An 18,564-nucleotide genomic window follows, 5' to 3' on the forward strand; every position below is an offset into this window, starting at 1 on the left:
TGACGGCCCGCCGGGGCATGGTGTCCCCGGCCGGATCCGGTGACCGCTCGCCGGAGCATGGCGACCCCCGGCCGGATCCCGGGGACGGGCCGGTTCAGCCCGGGGTGTTGATCATCGAGGCGGCGGCGTACGTCAGGTACTCGAGCAGCTGCCGCTCGTGCTCGGCCGACAGCTCCAGGCTCGCCACGGCCGCCCGCATGTGGGTGAGCCAGGCGTCGTGCGCGGCCTTGTCGACCTTGAACGGCACGTGCCGCATCCGCAGCCGCGGGTGGCCGCGCTGCTCGCTGTAGGTGCGCGGGCCGCCCCAGTACTGCATCAGGAAGAGCGTCATCCGCTCCTCGGCCGGCCCGAGGTCCTCCTCGGGGTACATCGGCCGCAGCAGCTCGTCCTGGGCGATGCCCTCGTAGAACCGGTGGACCAGCCGTCGGAAGGTCGGCTCACCGCCGACCTGGTCGTAGAAGGTCTCCTCGCTCAGCGTGCCTCGCCGGATCTCTGTCACCCGACCATGGTCGCAGACGCCGACGGGGTCGTACACCGGGACCAAAGGCGTACGACCCCGTCGGGATCGGTGGACGTCGACCAGCGGACGCCGGTCGGCTGGTGTCCGCGGACAGGTCTGCGGACAGGTCTGCGGACATCAGCCGGGGAGGGTCAGTCCTCCCAGCGGAACAGCTTCCAGGAGATGCCGGTCAGCACCGCCGCGAAGAGCAGCAGGCCGCCCATGGTCGGCAGGGCGTCCATGACGCCGCCGCCGCGGGTGAGCACCGACTGGGCGGAGTCGACCAGGTAGTGCAGCGGCATGACCTGGGAGACGCCCTTCAGCCAGCCCGGGGCCCCGTCCAGCGGGAAGAACGAGCCGGACAGGAAGGACATCGGCAGCACGATGATCTGCGAGATGCCGTTGGCCGCCTCCTCGGTCTTGGCGACCGAGCCGGCCAGCAGGCCGATCGACATGAAGGCGAGCGTCGCGCAGGCCACCAGCGGGATGACCAGCCACCAGTTGCCGGTGAGCTTCAGTCCGAAGAAGCTCGTCGCGACCACCAGGAAGACGGCGGTCTGCAGGAAGGCGGTCAGCAGCGACACCAGGATCCGGGAGCTGACCACGGTTCCGGCGTTGATCGGGGCCAGCCGCAGCCGGCGCAGCACCTTGGACTTGCGCCAGTTGACCAGCGTCAGCGCGGCACCGAACACCGCGCCGGTGGCGACGGCCCAGCCGAGCAGGCCGGGGGTGAGGAACTGGATCGGCTTGAGCGACTTGTCCTCGACCTGCTGGGAGTCCAGCACGAAGGCCGGCTTCTGGCCGGTGGCCGCCTGGTTGGCGTTCTGGACCACCGAGTTGAGGATGCCCTGCAGCGCGCCGGCGCGGACCTGGTCGGCGGCGGTGTAGCGCAGCTCGACCTTGCCGTCCGGGCCCTGCTTGATCAGCGCGTCGTAGTCGCCCTTGCGGACCTTCTCCAGCGTGGCGGCCTCGTCGTCGGTCTTCGTGATGGTGAGGACCTTGTCCAGCCCGGCCCGCTCGTCGCCCTGGATGGAGTCGAACAGCTTCACCGCGCCGACCTGCGCCACCTTGGCGTGGGGGCTGCCGGAGCCCTTGGTCACGGTGCCGAAGAAGACCAGGAACACCAGCGGGAAGAGCAGGATGAAGAAGGTCGCGGTGCGGTCGCGCTTCATCCCGAGCAGCATGGCGCGGGACAGGCTCCAGAACGCGCTGACCCGCTCCCGCTCGCCGGCGGCCGGGCCGCCGCGCCGGGCGGGGGCCTGCGGCTCGGTGGGGGTGGTGGCGGTCATGCGCGGAACTCCCGTCCGGTCAGCTGGAGGAACACGTCCTCCAGGGTGGCGCCGCGCACTTCCAGGCCGCGCAGCGCGTTCTGCTCGGCGAGGACGCTGAGCACCGGGGCCGGAAGGCGGGTGGAGACGGAGAGCGAGACGGTGTCGTCCTCGAGGTTGGCGATGTCCGCGCCGGCCGCGGTCATCAGCTCCCGGGCCCGGTCGAGCGGGAGCTGGCCGGAGGCCACGCTGATCCGGACGGTGTCGTCGATCTCACGGATCAGCGCCGCCGGGGCACCGGTGTGCAGGACCCTGCCGTGGTCCATAATCGAGACCCGGTCGCAGAGCACCTCGGCCTCGTCCAGGTAGTGGGTGGTCAGCACGACGGTGCGGCCCTCGGCGTTGATGTCCCGCAGGAGGTCCCAGAGGTTGCGCCGGGACTGCGGGTCCAGGCCGGTGGTGGGCTCGTCCAGGAAGACGAGTTCCGGGTCGTGGGCCAGTGCGCAGGCGATCGACAGGCGCTGGGCCTGGCCGCCGGACATCTGGTCGGTCAGGGTCTCGGCCTTGTCCGAGAGGCCGACCCGCTCCAGCATCGCGTCGGCCCGCTTGGGGCCGACCCCGTAGAACGACGCGAAGGTGCGGATGGTTTCCCGGGCCGTCAACTTGCGGAAGAAAGCGGTTGCCTGGAACTGCACGCCGATTCGCGGCAGCAGTTTCGGATTGCGCGGCCAGGGCTCCATGCCCAGCAGCTCGATCCGGCCCTCGTCCGGTTTCCGGACGCCCTCCAGGATCTCCATCGTGGTGGTCTTCCCGGCGCCGTTGGGGCCCAGGATCCCGTAGAACTCGCCGGCCTCGACGGTGAGGGACACCCCGTCGACGGCCTGCACATCCCCGTACCGCTGGCGGATGCCGTCAGCGGATATAGCAGCAGTCATGTGCCCTGAGCCTAGGGGTTGTGAAGGCTCCTGTGCACATCTGTGCGAGCGAATTTGCGGACATTTTGAAGGCGGTGCAAACAAAGCCGGGCCGGGCGGATGTCGAATTCCGCCCGGCCCGGCCGGAGTTGGCGATGACCGGCGCTGATCGACCGTCGGAAAATGATCGGACGGACTTTCAGCTCACGGCCTTTCAGCCGCGGTGCACGGTGATGGTGGTCCAGGCTCCGATGTGGATCCGGTCGCCGTCGTTCAGCGGCACGGCGACGTGCGGGGCGATCGGCTCCGCGCCGCCGTTCATGGTGGTGCCGTTGGTCGAGTCCTGGTCCACCAGGACCCAGCTGCCGTCCGCCTGTTCGGCGAGCAGCGCGTGCTGGTGCGAGGCGCCCGGGTCCTCCGGCGGGACGGACAGGTCGATCTCCGGGACGGTGCCGCGGTGCTGGCTGCGCCGCCCGATCCGCAGCTGGCCGCGGCCGGTCAGCGGGATCCGGCGCTCGGGGCAGTACGGCGGGAAGAACAGGCCGGCCGCCTCGGGGCCGCTGCGGGCCATCATCTCGGTGAAGTAGTCCCGGTCGGCCGAGACCACGGCGATCCAGTTGGTGCGCACCGGCTCGGCCGGGGCGGGCTCCTGGGGCTGCGGCGGGGCGAGGTTGAAGGAGGTGCCGAAGTCGCCGCCGCGGTTGTTCGGGCCGGGGCCGGCCGGCTGGGCGTACACCGGGCCGGAGTCCTCGCGCACCGCCGGGTCGGGGAACGCGCCCTCGGGCACGGGCTCCTCCTGCCCGATGCCGGGCGAGGAGGGCGGGTAGCCGTAGGTGTGCGGGTGCGCCGGGGCCTGCGGCTGCTGCGGGACGGGCGGGGCGACGGCCTGCTGGGCCGCCGGCGGCTGCCCGAACGGGGCCTGGCCGAGCGGCGGCTGCCCGAACGGCGGCCGGCCGAGGGGTGGCTGACCGGCCTGGGAGTGGCCGGCCGGGGCCTGCGGCGGGGTGCCGCCGTAGGCCGGCGGGATGTTCAGCGGCGGCTGCTGGGCAGGGCCGGGCGGGGTGTGGCCGGCGCCGGGCACCTGGCGGCGCGACGGCGTGGAGAGCTCGTAGTCGTAGCCGCACTCCTCGCAGAACCGTCCGGTCTGGGGGCTGCGGCAGATCGGGCAGACGGCCAGGCCCGCGGTGAGGCCCTGCGGTCCGGCCTGCGGCGGGACGGCCCCGTGCGGCGGGACGGCGCCCTGCGGGGGAACGGCCCCGTGCTGCGGCGGGGGCACCATGCCGGGCGGCGGCAGCGGAGCCCCGGGCGGCGGGACGGCCCCCGGCGGCATCGGCGGCGGAGGCGGCGGCGCGCCGAAGGAGGCGCCACCGTACCCCGGGTGCCCGGCGTGCGCACCGGGCGCGGGGTCGCTCCCGGGTGCCCCCGGGTAGCCTCCGTGCGCCCCCGGGGTGGGGGCCGGCGGAGTCATCGGGAAGCCGCAGAAGTCGCACCAGTCCTCGGCCTGCGACTCGTGGCCCCTCGGGCAGATCGGCATCAGGTCCCCCTCGTTTCGGGCCGGCGCGGTGCGGCGTCGCGCCGGGGTGCCGGCCCGGTCACGTCTTCAGCGGTCACTTCTTCACACGTACCGTCTTGGTCGACCGGGTCTCAAGGGTCATCGAGTCGGCCTCGCTCACGTTCTTACGGAACCGAACCGTACCCTCCTTCGGGTCCACCACGTCCACCACCTTCTGGAGCAGCTTGTAGGTGCCCTCGTTCCCGGTCGCGTGTGCGATCCGGACGGCGGCGCCCAGCTTGGAGGTCGCGCGGTCGACGTCCCCGGCCCGGTGGGCCTCCAGGCCCTCCTGGATGGAGGAGGCGAGCTCGGCCTGCCCGGTGTAGTGGGCGACCTGCGGGCTGATCCGGGTGGAGGAGGCCAGGTCGTCCGTCCAGACCGCCTTGACCAGGCCCTGGGTGAGCACCTCGGGGGTGCCGCCGGCGACCTGCTCGGGCAGCACCAGGCTGACCCGGGCGGCCAGCATCTCGTTGCCGACCGCGGCGGCCGGCACCTCGACGCAGACGTGGTAGTCGCGGCTCTCGTCGCCCCAGGAGCCGGTCGGGTAGTCGCCGGCCCGGGGGCCGGCCCCGGTGCGGCGGGAGGTCAGGTCCTCGACCGCGGGGGCGACCTGCTTGACGAACCGGACCGTGGCGTTGGCCGGGGTCCAGATCCGCAGCGCGACGTCGGCGACCTGCTTGCCCATCGCGCCGGCCATCATCGAGCGGAAGTCCTCGGCCAGGCCGGAGGGCTCGGCGACGATGTCGGTGGTGCCGAGCAGCGCCGAGGAGATCCGGCGCAGCTCGTCGATCCGCCAGTCGGTGCCCACGCCGCGGCAGTCGGCGGTGAAGTGGCCGGTCACCCGCTCGATGTTGCGGGCCAGGTCCTCGGCCGACTCGTGCTCGTTGTTGCCGTCGGTGAGCAGGACGGCGTGCCGGATGGCGATGTCGCGGCGGGTCAGGAAGAGCTTGTCGGCCTTGGCCAGCCAGGTGCCCATCGCGGTGCCGCCGGCCGCGGTGAGTCGGCGCAGCGAGTCCTTGGCCTGCTCGCGGGTGGTGGCGGAGGCGATCGCGAGGGTGCCGTCGCCGGGGTAGATGTCGCGGGCCTCGTGGGTGCCGGCGACCACGGCGAAGGCGGTGCCGTCGCGCAGCGCGTCGACGGCGGCGGCGGTGGCCTCGCGAGCGCCGTTGATCTTGGTCTTGGGGTAGTCCATCGAGCCCGAGCAGTCCACCAGGATGACCACGGCCGCCGCCGTCCCGGTGCCCGCCGGGGTGGCGTCGGCGAAGCCGAGCGGCCGGCCGCCGGAGGTGCCGCCGCCGGTCGCGGTGACGGTGACGATGGCGTTGACCTCGCGGGCGCCGTCGGCCAGGTACTCGTTCTGGAAGATCTCCACGTGGAACCTGGGCAGGTTCGGCTTCGCCAGTGTTGCCATGGGGCGGTCGGCTCCCGTCGGGTGAGGGGTGGACGTGCTCAGGACGGTGGGGCGGCCCGCCGGGCGGGCCGGCGGGCCGTGGCGCCGGGGCGTCCGGCGGGTGGTCGGTCAGGCCGTCGGTGGGTGCGGCGGCTGCGGCGGGACGGGCGGTGCGACGGGAGGGGCGGGAGCGGCGGGGGCGGTCGGCGGGACGGGCGGCGCCGGGGGGACCTCCGGGGGCGCGGGCGGGACCGGGGGCAGCGGGGCCGCGGCGGAACCGATCACCGGGAGGTCCGGCAGGGTCGGGTCGTGGTCCTCGTCGTCCCCGCCGTCCGCCGCCGGGGCCGGTCGCGGAGCGATCACCGGCAGGTCCAGCGCGGTCGGGGTCTGGTCGGCGTCCTCGGCGGCGGCCGGCGGGTCGATCGGCAGCACGGCGACGGTGATGTTGTCGTGGCCGCCGGCCGCGACCGCGAACTTCACCAGGGTCTGCGCCGTGGCGAGCGGCTCGGTGCGGGCGTCCGGGCGCACGTAGTACGCCAGGTCGGTGGCCGCCTCGGCGTAGTTCCACAGGCCGTCGGTGCAGATCAGCACCACGCCGGGGACGTGCGGGGTGAAGTCGAGGGTGTGCGGCACGACCTCCTCGGCGTCGGCGCCGAGCCAGCCGGTGATCGCGTGCGCGCGGGGGTCGGAGTAGGCCTCGGCCTCGCTCATCAGCCCGGCCTCGACCATCCGGGCCGCCCAGGAGTCGTCCTGGGTGAGCCGGAACGGCTCCGCGGCGGCGCGGTCGTCCGGGATCCAGTACGCCCGGGTGTCGCCGACCCACCCGATGGTGACCCGGCCGCCGGCGGCTATCGCGCTGACGTAGGTGCAGGCGGGCGCGTTGAGGTCGGGCCGGGTGGGGCCGGCGCCGTCGGTGGCGAGGTCGGCGACGGCCTGCGCGGCGTCGGCGATGGCCTGGCGCATCGCCTGGTTCGGGTCCCGGCCGGCCTCCAGGGCGGTCAGCAGCGACTCGGAGGCGGCGTCGACGGCGGTCTCCGAGGCCTCGTCGGGGCGGTCGGAGGAGGAGACGCCGTCACACACCACGGCGACCACGACCGGCTCGCCGCCGGGCAGCGAGGTCGCGGCGACGGTGAAGGAGTCCTCGTTGCGGTGGTGGCGCACGCCGCGGTCGCTGACCCCGGCGACGCCCCCGAGGGCCTTCTCCATGTGGTCGCGCGGGCGCGGCTGGGCGCTGCCGCAGCCCTCGCAGTAGCCGTCCGGGGCGACCTGCGGCTGCCCGCAGTGCACGCAGACCGGTCCGCGCGGCGACGGTACGGCCTCGCCGCGTGCGGCGGCCCAGCTCGCCGGCATCGAGCCGGGGGCCGCCCGGCCGTCCCGGCCCGTCCCGCAGGAGCCGCAGTAGGCGTCCTCCGGCTCCATCGGCTCCGAACAGCTCGGGCACTCGGTCTGCTGCGGCATCTGCTACACCCACGTCCTGGGACGGGCACGGTTGGCCCGCTCCACCATCTCGATCCTGTTCTCGGCCCGGTCGGCCAACCGGGCGAGTACCCGGTAGGACTGCTCCAGGGCGAAGCGCAGTTCCCGCTCCTGTGCGGGACGTCCCAGGACCACCAGTCCGGTGGCCCGCCGGCCGGCGGCCGCCTCGGCGCCGACCCAGCCGAGGGCGGCGTCGAGCACCTCGACGGCGAGCTCCTCGCGGCGGCGGTCGTCCAGCCGCAGCGCGGTCAGCTGCGCGGAGCTCGCGTCGAGGTCGGCGGCCAGGTCGTCGGTGGGCCGGCGCTCGCGCAGCCGGGCCCGGACGGCGGCGATCCGGGCGGCGGTGTACTGGCTGGAGGTGGCCGGGACGGTCTCCAGGACGCGGACCGCGCCGGTCCGGTCCCCCTCGGCCAGCCGGACCCGGGCCAGCCCGAAGGCGGCGCTCAGGTAGGCGTGGTCGGTGGCCCACACCAGCCGGTAGAACTCGGCCGCGTCGCCGCCGTCGCCGAGCAGTTCGGCGCAGATGGCGAGGGCCAGCTTGGGCGCGGCCTCGCCAGGGAAGGCGTCGTAGACCGCGTCGAAGGCCTCCGCGGCGGCTGCGACTCGCCCGTTCGCCTCGGGGCGCTCCTGGCCTGGCGCCGACGCTCCCGCCTGGCTCCCTCGCTCGTCGCTCTCGGTACCGGCGCGCCCTTCGGCCCGGGCGCGGGAGTCCCCGCCGCCGACCAGCGCGGTCAGGCCGCGGTACCAGACCACCCGCCAGTCGTCCGGCTGGTCCCGCTCCAGCTCGGCGAGCCGGCTCGCGGCGTCCTCGTGGCGGCCGAGTTCGAGCAGGGCGCGCAGCTCGCGCAGCCGGCTCTCGACCGAGACGGTGGGTGCGGCGGCCAGCGCGGCGAGCGTCTCCTCGGGGTCGGGGGTGACCAGGACGGCCAGGAAGCCGGCGTTGGGGTCGCCCGGGTCGACCCGCGGGACGGGCAGCGCGAGGGCGGCGGCGGCCGGGTCCAGCGGGGCCACCGCGAGCTTCCCTGCCTGCTCGGTGGGAAGCACCAACTCGGTGTCCACGACGCGCAGTTCGGGGCCGAACAGGGTGGAGGGCGCGGGCCTGGGCCGGTCGTCCTGGAGGGCCAGCACCTCCCGCAGCACGCCGGTGAGCTGGTCGGCCATCTCCTCGGCGGAGGCGAAGCGGCGGGCCGGGTCCGGGTCGGTGGCGCGGACCAGGAAGCGGTAGTACGACTCGTACCGGGCGAAGATCTCGACCTGCTCGGGGCCGGGCAGCGAGTAGCGGTAGGTGCTGCTGTAGCCCTGGAAGTCGAAGGTGAGCACCGCGAGGGTGCGGGCCACGGTGTACAGGTCGGAGGCGGCCGAGGGGCCGTCGGTGGCGATCTCCGGGGCCTGGTAGCCGATGGTGCCGTAGATCGGGCCGTCGTCGTCGAGCCGGCGGACCGCGCCCATGTCTATGATCTTGAGCGCGTCGCCGCTCTGGATCACGTTGTCGATCTTGAAGTCGCAGTAGACCAGACCCCGGCCGTGCAGGTAGCCCAGGGCCGGCAGCGCCTCCAGCGCGTACGCGATCGCCTGCTCGACCGGCAGCGGCTCGCGCCGGCCGTCCGGGGTGCGGCGCTCGTTGGCGATGTCCTTGAGCGACTTCCCGCCGACGTACTCCATCACGATGTAGCCGTCGGTGGCGCCGGTGCGCAGGTCCGGGTGCTCGGCGAAGTTGATGATCCGGACGATGTTCGGGTGGTCCACCTCGGCCAGGAAGCGCCGCTCGGCGACGGCCACCGCGAGCGCGTCCTCGTCCCCGGTGTCCAGCAGGCCCTTGAGCACCACCCACTTGTCGTTGACCCGCCGGTCCACCGCCAGGTAGATCCAGCCGAGCCCGCCGTGCGCCAGGCAGCCCACCACCTCGTACTGCCCGCCGACCAGGTCGCCGCGGCGCAGCTTGGGCGTGAACGAGTACGGCGTGCCGCACTTGGTGCAGAAGCCGTCGGGGCGGCCCGGGCGGCCGTTCTTCTCCCGGCCCACCGGGGCGTCGCACCTGGAGCAGAACCGCTTGCGCTCGGGCACCTCGGCGTCGGCCAGGACGGCCCGGGACGGGTCGGCCGCCTCGACGGTCGGCACGGTGACCAGGCCGGCGCCCAGCCGGTTGCGGGTGCCCGCGGAGGCGCTGCCCCGGGTGGAGCGGACCGAGAGCGAGCGGCCGCTGCCGGTACGGGTCGAGCGGTGCGAGCGGGAGCGGCCGGACATCGAGCGCGCCGAGCCGGTGCGGGCCGACGGCGAACGGGCGGAGCCGGTGTGCCCCGAGCCGGTGTGCCCGGAGCCGCCGGAGACCCGGGCGGAGGGGACGTAGGGCTGGGTGACGCCGGTGTCGTCGGCGGGCGGGGTCAGGCCGCACTCGTCGCAGTAGCCGTCCGGGTCGATGGTGCCGGAGCAGTCGCGCGGGCAGGGCGAGTCGGGCCCGGCGGGCGCGGCCGCCCCGGTCGTGGGTGGCGCGGTGGTCCCGGCCGTGGGCGCCGAGGTGGTCCCGCCCGCCGGGGCGAGCCCGCACTCGTCGCAGTAGCCGTCGGCGTCGATCCTGCCGCTGCCGGAGCACTCCGGCCGTTCGCACGTCCCGCCCATCAACCTCAGCCCCCCTGAGCCTGTCCGTCCTGAGCCTGTCCGTCCTGCACCTGCGAGGCGCCCGGCGCCGGGCCGGTCGCCTCCTGAGCCCGCCCGGGCTCGGCCTCGGCGTGGGCCGGGCGCAGCGACTGCTGGAACCGGGCCACCGCGGCGGCCGCCGCCCGCAGGTCGCAGGGCGCGCTCCAGAGCAGCCAGCGCGCCTTCTCGTACCGTTCGACCACTTCCGGGTCCTCGGCGACCCGCAGCCGGGCCGCCATCGCCTTGTAGGCGTCCAGCCGGCCGCGCAGCTCGGCCCGGACGGCCAGCGGCTGGGTCACCTCGGTGAGCGACTGCCGGGCCCGGCCCAGCTCCTTGGCGGCGGCGTCCTCCAGCGCGTCCAGCAGCGGCGCCAGCCGGCCCCACTGCCCGGCCTGGCGCAGGTCAAGCGCGGCGACGATCCGCTCGCGCAGCGCCGAGGCGGGGCCCGGCACCGCCGGGACGTCGCTGGACGCTATCTTCGCCAGCACCTCGCCGCGCGCCCGGCGGGCCTCGGCCAGGGTGGCGTCGGCCCGCTGGAGCAGGTCGCCGACGCCCTGGAGGCGCTCCTCGGCCTCGTCGCGCAGCCGCAGCAGGTCCTCCAGCTCCAGCCGGACGCCGTCCAGCGCCCGCCCGGCCCGGTCGAACCGCTCGGTGTCCACCACCCCGACCGGGCCGGCGAAGGCCGAGCCCTCCGGGACGGTGCCGCGCTGGGCGGGCACCCGGGCCGGGCGCCACAGCGCCAGCGGGTCCGCGTGCACCTCGGTGCGCAGTGCGGTGAGGTCCTGCTCGATCCCGGCCAGGTCGTCGCCCAGCGGGTGGCCGCCGGTGCGCACGCCGAGCGAGGCGGCCAGGGTGCGTACCCGCTGGAGCTCGGCCAGCAGCAGGTCGATCCGGGCCGGCAGCGCCGACCAGACCGCGTCGGCGGCGCTGACCACCTCCAGCACGGTGGCGTACCAGGAGTTCATCCGGACCATCAGCGCGTCCAGGCTGATCCGCTCGACCAGCTTGGCGGGCGCACCGAGCACCTGCGGGCCGTCCGGCACCACCCCGCCGGGGACGGTCACCGCGTCGCCGGTCAGCAGCTCGCTCAGCTCGGCCAGTTCGGGCGCGCCGGGCTTGGCCTTGCGGGCCCGGACGGCACGGGCCGAGGCCAGCGCCTCGGAGTAGCGGTCGAACAGCGCCCAGAGCAGCGGCAGGCCCTTGCCGGCGACGGACCAGCGCTCCAGGGTGCGCCCGGACAGCTCGGCGCCGTCCAGCAGCCGCAGGCCCGGGTGGTCCTGGAGGGCGAGCAGCGCCGACTCGACCGCGTCCCGCTCCGCGCCGAGGCGGGCGAGCGCGCGGTCGACCTCCTCCCGGCTCAGTGCCGGGCCAGCCGATGCCGCCACCGCGGTGTCCTTCCTTCCTCGCGTGCGATCCCGACGTGCCTGACGTGCGGTCCCACGACAACCCCCGTGTCCACCCACCGGTCTCCCCGTGGTGATCGCCCCGAACCCTAACCGGTGGCCGTTGCGGCGGAGCGGGCGCGGGGCGTCAAGGCACCGTCAACGCCCCCCTGACGGCGCGCGCGCTACCTCCCCCGCGCCGTCCTCCGCGTCGCCCCGCGCCGTCCTCCGCGTCGCCCCGCGCCGTCCTCCGCGTCGCCCCGCGCCGTCCTCCGCGTCGCCCCGCGCCGTCCTCCGCGTCGCCGCGGGCCGGCCCCGCGCGTCGCCGCCGGGCCGGCCGGACGCCGCCTCAGTGCGAGCCGGGCCAATAGTGATCGGCCTCGTTGAGCATGTACGGCTTGAGCCAGTGCTCGTACGAACGGGCCCAGTCGCCGCGCGCGTAGTAGTCGGCCAGGACCTGGTTGACCCGGGCGGTCAGGTCGGTGCTGTCCTTCAGCATGGCGACGCCGATCACCTCCGGCTGCGCCTCGCCGTCCACGATCCGCACGGTCTGGTCCTGCGCGGCCTGGCCGGCCGCCAGGCCGTTGTCGGTCACGGTGGCGTCGACCTTGCCGAGCTGCATCAGGACCAGGCAGTCCAGCTGGTTCTCCACCGTGACGATCTGCCGGGCGGTCTTCTTCTCCTTGACGATGTTCAGCGCGGTGGAGCCGTCGGCGGCGCAGACCGCCCTGTCCTTGACCGCGTCGTCGATGTTCTTCGCCGGCGACGACTTCGGCACCAGGACCCGCTGGCTGATGTTGAAGTACGGCTTGGAGAAGGCGACGTCCTCCATCCGCTTGCAGTTGATCGTCATGGTGCGGACGATCAGGTCGACCCGGCCCTTCTTGATGGCGTCTATCCGGTCGGCCGTGGCCACCGGCTTGAGCACCACCTTCTCCGGGTCGCCCATGACGGCCGCGCCGATCGCCCGGGCGAGGTCGATGTCGAAGCCCTCGATCTGCCCGGTGTTCGGGTTGCGGGCGCCCCAGCGGTAGCTGTTCTGGTCCACGCCGATCACCAGGCTGCGCTTGGCCTTGATGGCCTTGACGGCGGGGCCGTCCTCGGTGCTCGGCGGCACGCTCCGGTAGACGTCGCAGCCGTCGTCCGGTGTCTGCTCCTGCTGTACGGCCAGTGGCGCGGCGGTCGCGGCCGCGGGTGCGGCGCCGACCGGGCCGCCCCCGGCGAGCACGGCCGCGCCGGCCGCCAGCAGGGCCAGCGCGGCGGCGGGCCTGGTGGTTCTCCGGAAGGTCCTGTTGCGCATCGGTCGGTCTCCCCCTTGCCCGTTACCGGTACTCGGCCAGTCGTCGGCCCAGGCCCCGCAGCGCGGCGGCCGCGGCCAGCAGGCCGAGCAGCGCGGCGGCGACGCCGGCGGCACGCAGGTCCCCGCCGGTGCCCTCGGCGGCCTTCGTGAAGCGGTCCTGCTCGATGTCGGCGGCCTGGGCGAGCGCCCTGTCGGTGGCTTTGAAGGCGGCGTCGGCGGTGGCCGCGTCGCCCTTGGCCGTCACGGTGGCCTCCAGGGCGCCCTGGTAGTCGGCGTTGCCGACCTCCAGCGTCCGGGCCTCGTCGTGTCGTCGGCGCCACTCGTCGAACTGCTTCCTTGCCTCCTGGATGCTCGGCTGGGCGGCCTCCGGCGCCTTGTGGAAGGCATCCGCGAGGGAGCCGCTGTACCGGCCCGGTGGAGTCTTCTCGGCGCCGGCCAGGTTCTCGGCGGCCTTCGCCCACTGGTCGGCGTACCTGGTGGTCGAGCCGCGGGCGACGAAGTGCAGGTTCTCCGCCAGCCGGGCCGTCAGCACGTCCGCCCGGGCGGAGTTGAGCGCCTGCAGCGGGTTCGCGCCCTCGCGGCTGCTGCGGTGGAGGGCCGAGTCGGTGGCCAGCCCGGTGACGGTCAGCCACAGGGCGCCGGCCAGTACGGCGGCGGTGGCGCCCAGCAGTCCGATGTTGAACACCCGGTTGGTGCGGCGGAACAGCGTCGACTGCACCCAGGCCAGTGCCGCCAGGGTGACCAGCGCCAGGCCGTACGCCGCCCACGGCACAGCCTCGGCGGCGGCGTAGTCGTCGGCCAGCTCCTGGTTCTCGGCGGCGGCCAGTTCGGCGGCGGTCGGCAGCAGCACCGTCTGCATCTGCTCGGAGGCGTACCGCAGGTAGCCGCCGCCGAGCGGGATGCCCTGCCGGTTGTCGGCCCGCGCCGTCTCCACCAGGCCGGTGTACACGGGGAGTTGCTGGTTCAGTCGGGCGAGCGAGCCCTGGGCGGGGGAGGTCGCCGTGGTCCGGGCGGCGGCCTCGGCGATCAGCTTGGCGGCGGTGGCGACGTCCTGCTCGTAGCGGCTGCGGACCTCGTCGGGCTCGGCGCCGGCCAGCAGGAAGCCGCTCGCCGCGGTGGTGGCGGCGTCGGCCAGGCTGCGGTGGATCTCGGCGGCGTCCCGGCTGAGCGGCTGGCTGTACGAGACCACCCGGTCGGCGGCCTGCGCCCTGGTCTCCAACTGCCAGGCGGTGAGCCCCCCGAAGGCCACGGTGAGCACCGCGAGCACCACACCGGCCAGCCGCAGCCGGCCGGGGGGCGTGCGGGTGGCCTGGGCGAGCCGGGCGCGCACACCGGTGGCGACGGCCGTCGCGGGGCGCTTCACCGGCGCACCGCCGGATCCGGGCGCCGGGGGAGCGCCGCCGGGCCGCGCGGGCGCGGCCGCTCCGGGGACGGCAGGGGCCCCCGACCCGGCCGTCGCCACCGGTGCGGCCGTCGCCACCGCCGTACCCGGCGGCTGGTTCGGCCGTGCCGGGAACGCGGCGCCGGACGCGCCGCTGCCCACTGGTGTTGCCACCCGCCTCATCCTCCCCTGGGGCCGGGCCCGTCCCCGGGGCCCGACCGATGGCAGCAGTATGGCCGTGACTCCCCGCGACCACACCCGACTTACGCCGATCTTGAGCAGGTCGTGCACGTTCCCCGGGGCGGTTCGTATCGCCGGTGCCGCTCGTACCGCCAGTGTCCGTACCGCCAGTACCGGTCGTGCCGGTCGTGTCGCTCGTGCCGGTCGCCCCGGGAGGCGGCGAACCGTCCGACGCCGGCCGTGCCCTCCGTGGTTCCCCGACGGGCGGAGCGCGGGGTCGGGTGCGGGGGCCGGGTGGGGGAGTGCGCTCCCGGGTGCGGCATCCCCCCGCTCCGTACGATGGAAGTATGCGACTGCTTGGAACGATCTCGCCCGACCGCCCGCTGCTCGTCGTCGCCGTGCGCGAGGAGGCCGCCCACCTGGACGACCGCCTGCCCGTGCTGCTCACCGGGATCGGGAAGGTCAACGCCGCCGTCGCGCTGGCCACCGTCCTCGCGCAGGGCGAGAAGCCCTCCGAGGTGATCAACCTGGGCACGGCCGGTGCGCTGCGTCCCGGTTGGGAGGGCATCCACCACGTGGTCCAGGTGATCCAGCACGACCTGGACACCGCCACCCTGCACGCGCTCACCGGGCGTGAGTACGGCGCACCGCTGGTGATCGGCAAGGGCGACGGCCCGGTGCTGGCCACCGGCGACCTCTTCGTCTCCGACCCGGACGCCCGCGACCGGCTCGCCGAGCACGCCGACCTGGTGGACATGGAGGGTTACGCCGTCGCCACCGTCGCGCACCGGGCCGGCGTTCCCGTGCGGCTGGTCAAGCACGTCAGTGACGAGGCCGGGGACGGCGCGGGGCACAGCTGGAAGGAGTCGGTGGACGACTGCGCCCGGAAGCTGGCCGACTGGGTGGTCGCGCAGGGCTGGTGACGCCTCCTCAGGGGGTGCGTGCCGCGCGGCCGCGCGGGCGCTGAGCGGGGGCGGCCGCCCTCCCACCCCCGCCGCCCGGTCAGGCGTCCCGGAAGTCCGAGAGGTCCAGCGCCGCCAGCCGCTCCGGGTCGTTGAGCACGTCGATCGCGACGATCGCGCCGTCCACCACCGTGAACGCCATGATCGACAGCGCCCGGCCGTTGTCGCCGATGACCACCGCGCCCGCGGTGCCGTTGACCAGCGCCGGGCGGGCGAACGGCGACAGCGTGCCCCACAGGACGGCCTGGCCGGCCACCGTGCCGGCGCCCGAGAGCACCACCGTGTGCCGGGCCAGCACCGTGCCGCCGTCCGAGCGCAGCACCACGTCCGGGTCGAGCACGGCGACCAGCGCGTCCAGGTCGCCGTTGCGGGCGGCGGCGAAGAACGCGTCCACGGCCGCGCGCTGCCGGCCGAGGTCCGGGTCGGGAGCGGGCGCCTGCCCCCGCACCTTGCGGCGGGCCCGGCTGGCCAGCTGGCGGGTGGCGGCGGCGGTCTTCTCGATCAGCGGGGCGATCTCCTCGAACGGCACCGCGAACAGGTCGTGCAGCACGAAGGCGACCCGCTCGGCCGGTGACAGCGACTCCATCACCACCATCAGCGCCAGCCCGACCGAGTCCGCGAGCACCACCTCCTGCTCCGGGTCCACCACGCCCTCGCGCCGCAGCAGCGGGTCCGGGATGCGCGGCGGCCCGGGCTCGCCGCCAGGGCCTGTGGGCTCCAGCGGCTCCTCGCGGCGCTGGGCGCGGGTGCGCAGCAGGTTCAGGCAGACCCGCGAGACCACCGTGGTCAGCCAGCCGCCGAGGTTGGCCACGTCGGCGGTGTCGGTGCGGTCGTAGCGCAGCCACGCGTCCTGGAGGGCGTCCTCGGCCTCGCCGACCGAGCCGAGCATCCGGTACGCGACGGCGCGCAGGTGCGGGCGGTGCTCCTCGAAGAGCGCGGCCCGGGCGGTTCGGTCGTCCACCTTCTCGTCCACGTGTCACGGTCCTTCGTCGCCGGGGGCAGGGCAGCAGGAGCCACCCAACAACGGCGGCGGCGGGGAGATCAACTCCCTTCCGGCGAATCGCCCCGGTGGGGCGGCCCGGCGAATCGCCCCGGCGGTGCGGCCCTGCCGGCCGCCGGGGCGCCGGAGCCGGCCCGGCTGCCGCCGGCGGTGCCGTGGTGGCGGGACTGCCGGCGGCTGACGGTCGAGGAGAGCGAGGCGGCGGCCGAGGAGTACCCGGAGGACGGGCCCGGGCTGTGCGCCGAGCGGGACACGGCGGCCGCGCTCGGGCTGGACGTCCCCTCCCCGGCCGAGGCCCTGGCGCGGCTGCGGGAGCACGCGCCGGGCCTCGGGGCCTCGTACGTGCCGCTGGACGCGGCGGAGGAGGGCGCCTCGACGCGGCGGAGGAGGGCGCCGCGTACGAGCCGCTGTTCAGGCCGTGGCGGCTTCGGTGACGTCCCTGGTCGTGACCACCTTGGCGAAGCGGTTGGCGTGCAGGGTCGTCGCGGTGGCGCGGGCGAGCTCGGCGGCGGGGACGGTGGTGCCGTCGGGGCCGGTCATGTCGAAGGAGTGCATGGCGTCGGTGGGGAAGATCGCGTCGTAGCCGAGGTTGCCGGCCATCCGGGTGGTGGTCTCGCAGCACACGTTGGTGATGATCCCGGCGACGACCACCTGCCGGGCGCCGCGCTCCTGGAGCCAGGCGTGCAGGTCCGGGGTGCCGTAGAAGGCGCTGTTGACGGTCTTGGTGACGTGCAGGGCGGGGGTGACGCCGGCGACGAAGTCCTTCAGCTCGTACCCCGGGGTGCCCTCGGCGAGCGGGCCCGCCTTCGAGGCGTGCTGGACGGTGACGATCGGCCGGCCGGTGGCCTGCCAGGCGGCGATCAGTTCGGCCATCCGCTGCTCGGCCCGTGGGTTGTCGCGCGGGCCCCAGAAGGAGGCGTCCTCGAAGCCCTTCTGGACGTCGACGAGCAGCAGGACGGCGTCCGGGTCGAGGGTGAGCGGGGCGTCGAAGGCGTCGGTGTTGGTCATGCCGACCATGGTGGTCGGGGCCGCCGGGGACACGTGATGGGCGGAGAAGCCACCCATCGATGGATTCCTGCCACGGGTTCCCGTGCCATAGGTTCCTGCCATGCGAACGGTGGGGTGTCTGATCTTCGACGGTGTCCGGGCCTTCGACTACGCGGTGGTCGGCGAGGTGTGGGCGAACGGGACCTCCCGGCCCGGCCTGCCCGCCTTCGACCTGCTGGTCTGCGGGCCGGAGGGCGCCCGGGTGCGGCTGGACGGCGGGCTGGAGCGGGTCCCCGACCGCGGGCCCGCGGCGCTGGCCGACTGCGACCTGGTGGTGGTGCCGGGCGTCGAGGACCCGGCCGTCCGGCGGAGCCCGGAGATCCTGGACGCCCTGCGGGCTGTCCGAGCCGCCGGCGTCCCGATCGCCTCGCTCTGCGCGGGCGCCTTCGTCCTCGCCGAGGCCGGCCTGCTGGACGGCCGCGAGGCCACCACCCACTGGGCGCTCGCCCCCGAACTCGCCCGCCGCTTCCCGGCGGTGACGGTCCGGCCGGAGGTGCTCTTCACCGGCGGCGACGGCCTGTGGACCTCGGCGGGCGTCGCGGCGGGCATCGACCTCTGCCTGCACCTCGTCCGCACCGCCCACGGCCAGCAGGCCGCCGCCGCGATCGCCCGCGCCATGGTCACCGCGCCGTTCCGGGCGGGTGGCCAGGCCCAGTTCATCCCCTCCCCGGTCCCGGACGCCGCTGCCGGTGACGACCCGCTGGCCCGGCTCCGGGCGGAGGTGCTGACCTCCCTCGACGCCCCCTGGACGGTGCGCCGGATGGCCGGCGCCGCCCTGATGTCCGAACGCACCTTCGCGCGCCGGTTCACCGCCGCCACCGGAGCCGCCCCGATGCGCTGGCTCCTCGACCAGCGCGTCCTGGCCGCCCAGCGCCTGTTGGAGGAGACCGACCTGCCCGTCGACGCCGTCGCCACCCACTGCGGCTTCGCCTCGGCGGTCTCGCTGCGGCCGGTCTTCACGGCCAGGGTGGGTGTGGCGCCGAGGGAGTACCGGCGGGCCTTCCGGGGGCGGGAGGAGGGCTGAGGTCTATGGGGTCAGGCCGTGACCGCCGCGCCGACGGGGAGCGCCACGACGATCTCCTCGTCCTCGTGGTCCCCGGTCGGCCGGAAGCCGAGCGAGGTGTAGAGGTGTCCGGCGGAGGTGTTGTCCGGGTGGTAGGAGAGGCGGATCTCCCGGCACTCCGGCAGCGCCGACAGGCGCTCGATCACGGCGTGCATGGTGGCGCGGCCCACGCCTCGGCCCTGTTCGGCCTCGGACACCACCATGCCGCCGATCCAGTGGGTGCCGTCCTCGTCGTCGTACGCCCACATGACGTGGCCCACGATGTCCTCGCCGGCGCGGACGCCGAGGGACGTCCAGACACCGCCGCGCTGGGAGAGCAGGAGGTAGCGCGCGGCGAGTGCGGCCACGTACCGGCGCTGGTCGTCGGCGGGCGCCACGTCGGCGACGTCGCGCCAGTTCTCCTCCGTGATCTCCTCGAGCACCACCGTCCGGCCGTGGCGGTCGATGGTCTGCTGCGGCATGCGTTTCCCCACATCTCTGCTGGTCATGGGGGTGATCATAGGCATGCGAACAGGT

At 74.9% G+C, this 18,564-nt stretch carries 15 protein-coding genes; 2 read left to right on the forward strand and 13 right to left on the reverse strand.

Translation table 11 applies throughout. From position 1 onward, the window contains the following. Positions 1-94 precede the first annotated feature (94 nt). From ACZ5OX_RS21195 to ACZ5OX_RS21240, 10 genes are all read right to left on the reverse strand, one after another. On the reverse strand, positions 95-499 hold the full coding sequence (locus tag ACZ5OX_RS21195; RefSeq protein WP_392878766.1) for a globin: 405 nt from the start codon (positions 497-499) through the stop codon (positions 95-97). Between the two features lie 152 nt (positions 500-651). Next, a complete protein-coding gene (locus tag ACZ5OX_RS21200) occupies positions 652-1,788 on the reverse strand; it encodes an ABC transporter permease (RefSeq protein WP_449792320.1) in 1,137 nt (378 codons plus the stop codon). After that, entirely contained in the window at positions 1,785-2,702 is a 918-nt protein-coding gene (locus ACZ5OX_RS21205; protein ID WP_465631949.1) for an ABC transporter ATP-binding protein, read from the reverse strand. Before ACZ5OX_RS21205 ends, ACZ5OX_RS21200 begins: the two co-directional genes overlap by 4 nt. Positions 2,703-2,895: 193 nt before the next feature. Then, positions 2,896-4,215, reverse strand: coding sequence for an FHA domain-containing protein (locus ACZ5OX_RS21210; RefSeq protein WP_465631951.1), 1,320 nt, complete (start codon positions 4,213-4,215; stop codon positions 2,896-2,898). 73 nt (positions 4,216-4,288) lie between these two features. Next, the gene (locus ACZ5OX_RS21215) at positions 4,289-5,644 is read right to left on the reverse strand and encodes a vWA domain-containing protein (RefSeq protein ID WP_465631953.1); all 1,356 of its coding nucleotides are present in this window, start codon (positions 5,642-5,644) and stop codon (positions 4,289-4,291) included. A gap of 108 nt (positions 5,645-5,752) precedes the next feature. Next, complete coding sequence (locus ACZ5OX_RS21220; RefSeq protein WP_465631954.1) at positions 5,753-7,081, reverse strand: protein phosphatase 2C domain-containing protein; 1,329 nt, start codon at positions 7,079-7,081, stop codon at positions 5,753-5,755. A gap of 3 nt (positions 7,082-7,084) precedes the next feature. Further along, entirely contained in the window at positions 7,085-9,715 is a 2,631-nt protein-coding gene (locus ACZ5OX_RS21225) for a serine/threonine-protein kinase (RefSeq protein WP_465631956.1), read from the reverse strand. Between the two features lie 5 nt (positions 9,716-9,720). Continuing rightward, positions 9,721-11,118, reverse strand: coding sequence for a hypothetical protein (locus tag ACZ5OX_RS21230; RefSeq protein WP_465631958.1), 1,398 nt, complete (start codon positions 11,116-11,118; stop codon positions 9,721-9,723). 346 nt (positions 11,119-11,464) lie between these two features. Next, on the reverse strand, positions 11,465-12,415 hold the full coding sequence (locus ACZ5OX_RS21235; protein WP_465631960.1) for a glutamate ABC transporter substrate-binding protein: 951 nt from the start codon (positions 12,413-12,415) through the stop codon (positions 11,465-11,467). 22 nt (positions 12,416-12,437) lie between these two features. Continuing rightward, positions 12,438-13,778, reverse strand: a complete 1,341-nt coding sequence (locus ACZ5OX_RS21240; protein WP_465631962.1) for a hypothetical protein — start codon at positions 13,776-13,778, stop codon at positions 12,438-12,440. A gap of 545 nt (positions 13,779-14,323) precedes the next feature. Between ACZ5OX_RS21240 and ACZ5OX_RS21245 the strand changes: the two genes are divergently transcribed. Then, positions 14,324-14,899: a nucleosidase gene (locus ACZ5OX_RS21245; protein WP_449807565.1), complete on the forward strand. Its 576-nt coding sequence runs from the start codon at positions 14,324-14,326 to the stop codon at positions 14,897-14,899. A 79-nt stretch (positions 14,900-14,978) separates the two neighbouring features. Here ACZ5OX_RS21245 and ACZ5OX_RS21250 read toward each other — a convergent pair whose 3' ends face one another. Both ACZ5OX_RS21250 and ACZ5OX_RS21255 read right to left on the reverse strand, forming a co-directional pair. After that, positions 14,979-15,911 (reverse strand): sigma-70 family RNA polymerase sigma factor, encoded by a 933-nt coding sequence (locus tag ACZ5OX_RS21250; protein ID WP_465631964.1) that lies wholly within the window; start codon positions 15,909-15,911, stop codon positions 14,979-14,981. 438 nt (positions 15,912-16,349) lie between these two features. Next, entirely contained in the window at positions 16,350-16,946 is a 597-nt protein-coding gene (locus ACZ5OX_RS21255) for a cysteine hydrolase family protein (RefSeq protein WP_465632343.1), read from the reverse strand. 100 nt (positions 16,947-17,046) lie between these two features. Between ACZ5OX_RS21255 and ACZ5OX_RS21260 the strand changes: the two genes are divergently transcribed. Next, on the forward strand, positions 17,047-18,009 hold the full coding sequence (locus ACZ5OX_RS21260; RefSeq protein ID WP_449792308.1) for a GlxA family transcriptional regulator: 963 nt from the start codon (positions 17,047-17,049) through the stop codon (positions 18,007-18,009). Between the two features lie 11 nt (positions 18,010-18,020). Here the strand turns inward: ACZ5OX_RS21260 and ACZ5OX_RS21265 are convergent, their stop codons facing one another. Next, positions 18,021-18,536, reverse strand: coding sequence for a GNAT family N-acetyltransferase (locus tag ACZ5OX_RS21265; RefSeq protein ID WP_465631966.1), 516 nt, complete (start codon positions 18,534-18,536; stop codon positions 18,021-18,023). Positions 18,537-18,564: the final 28 nt, after the last annotated feature.

Source organism: Kitasatospora sp. NPDC032121 (genome assembly GCF_055580145.1).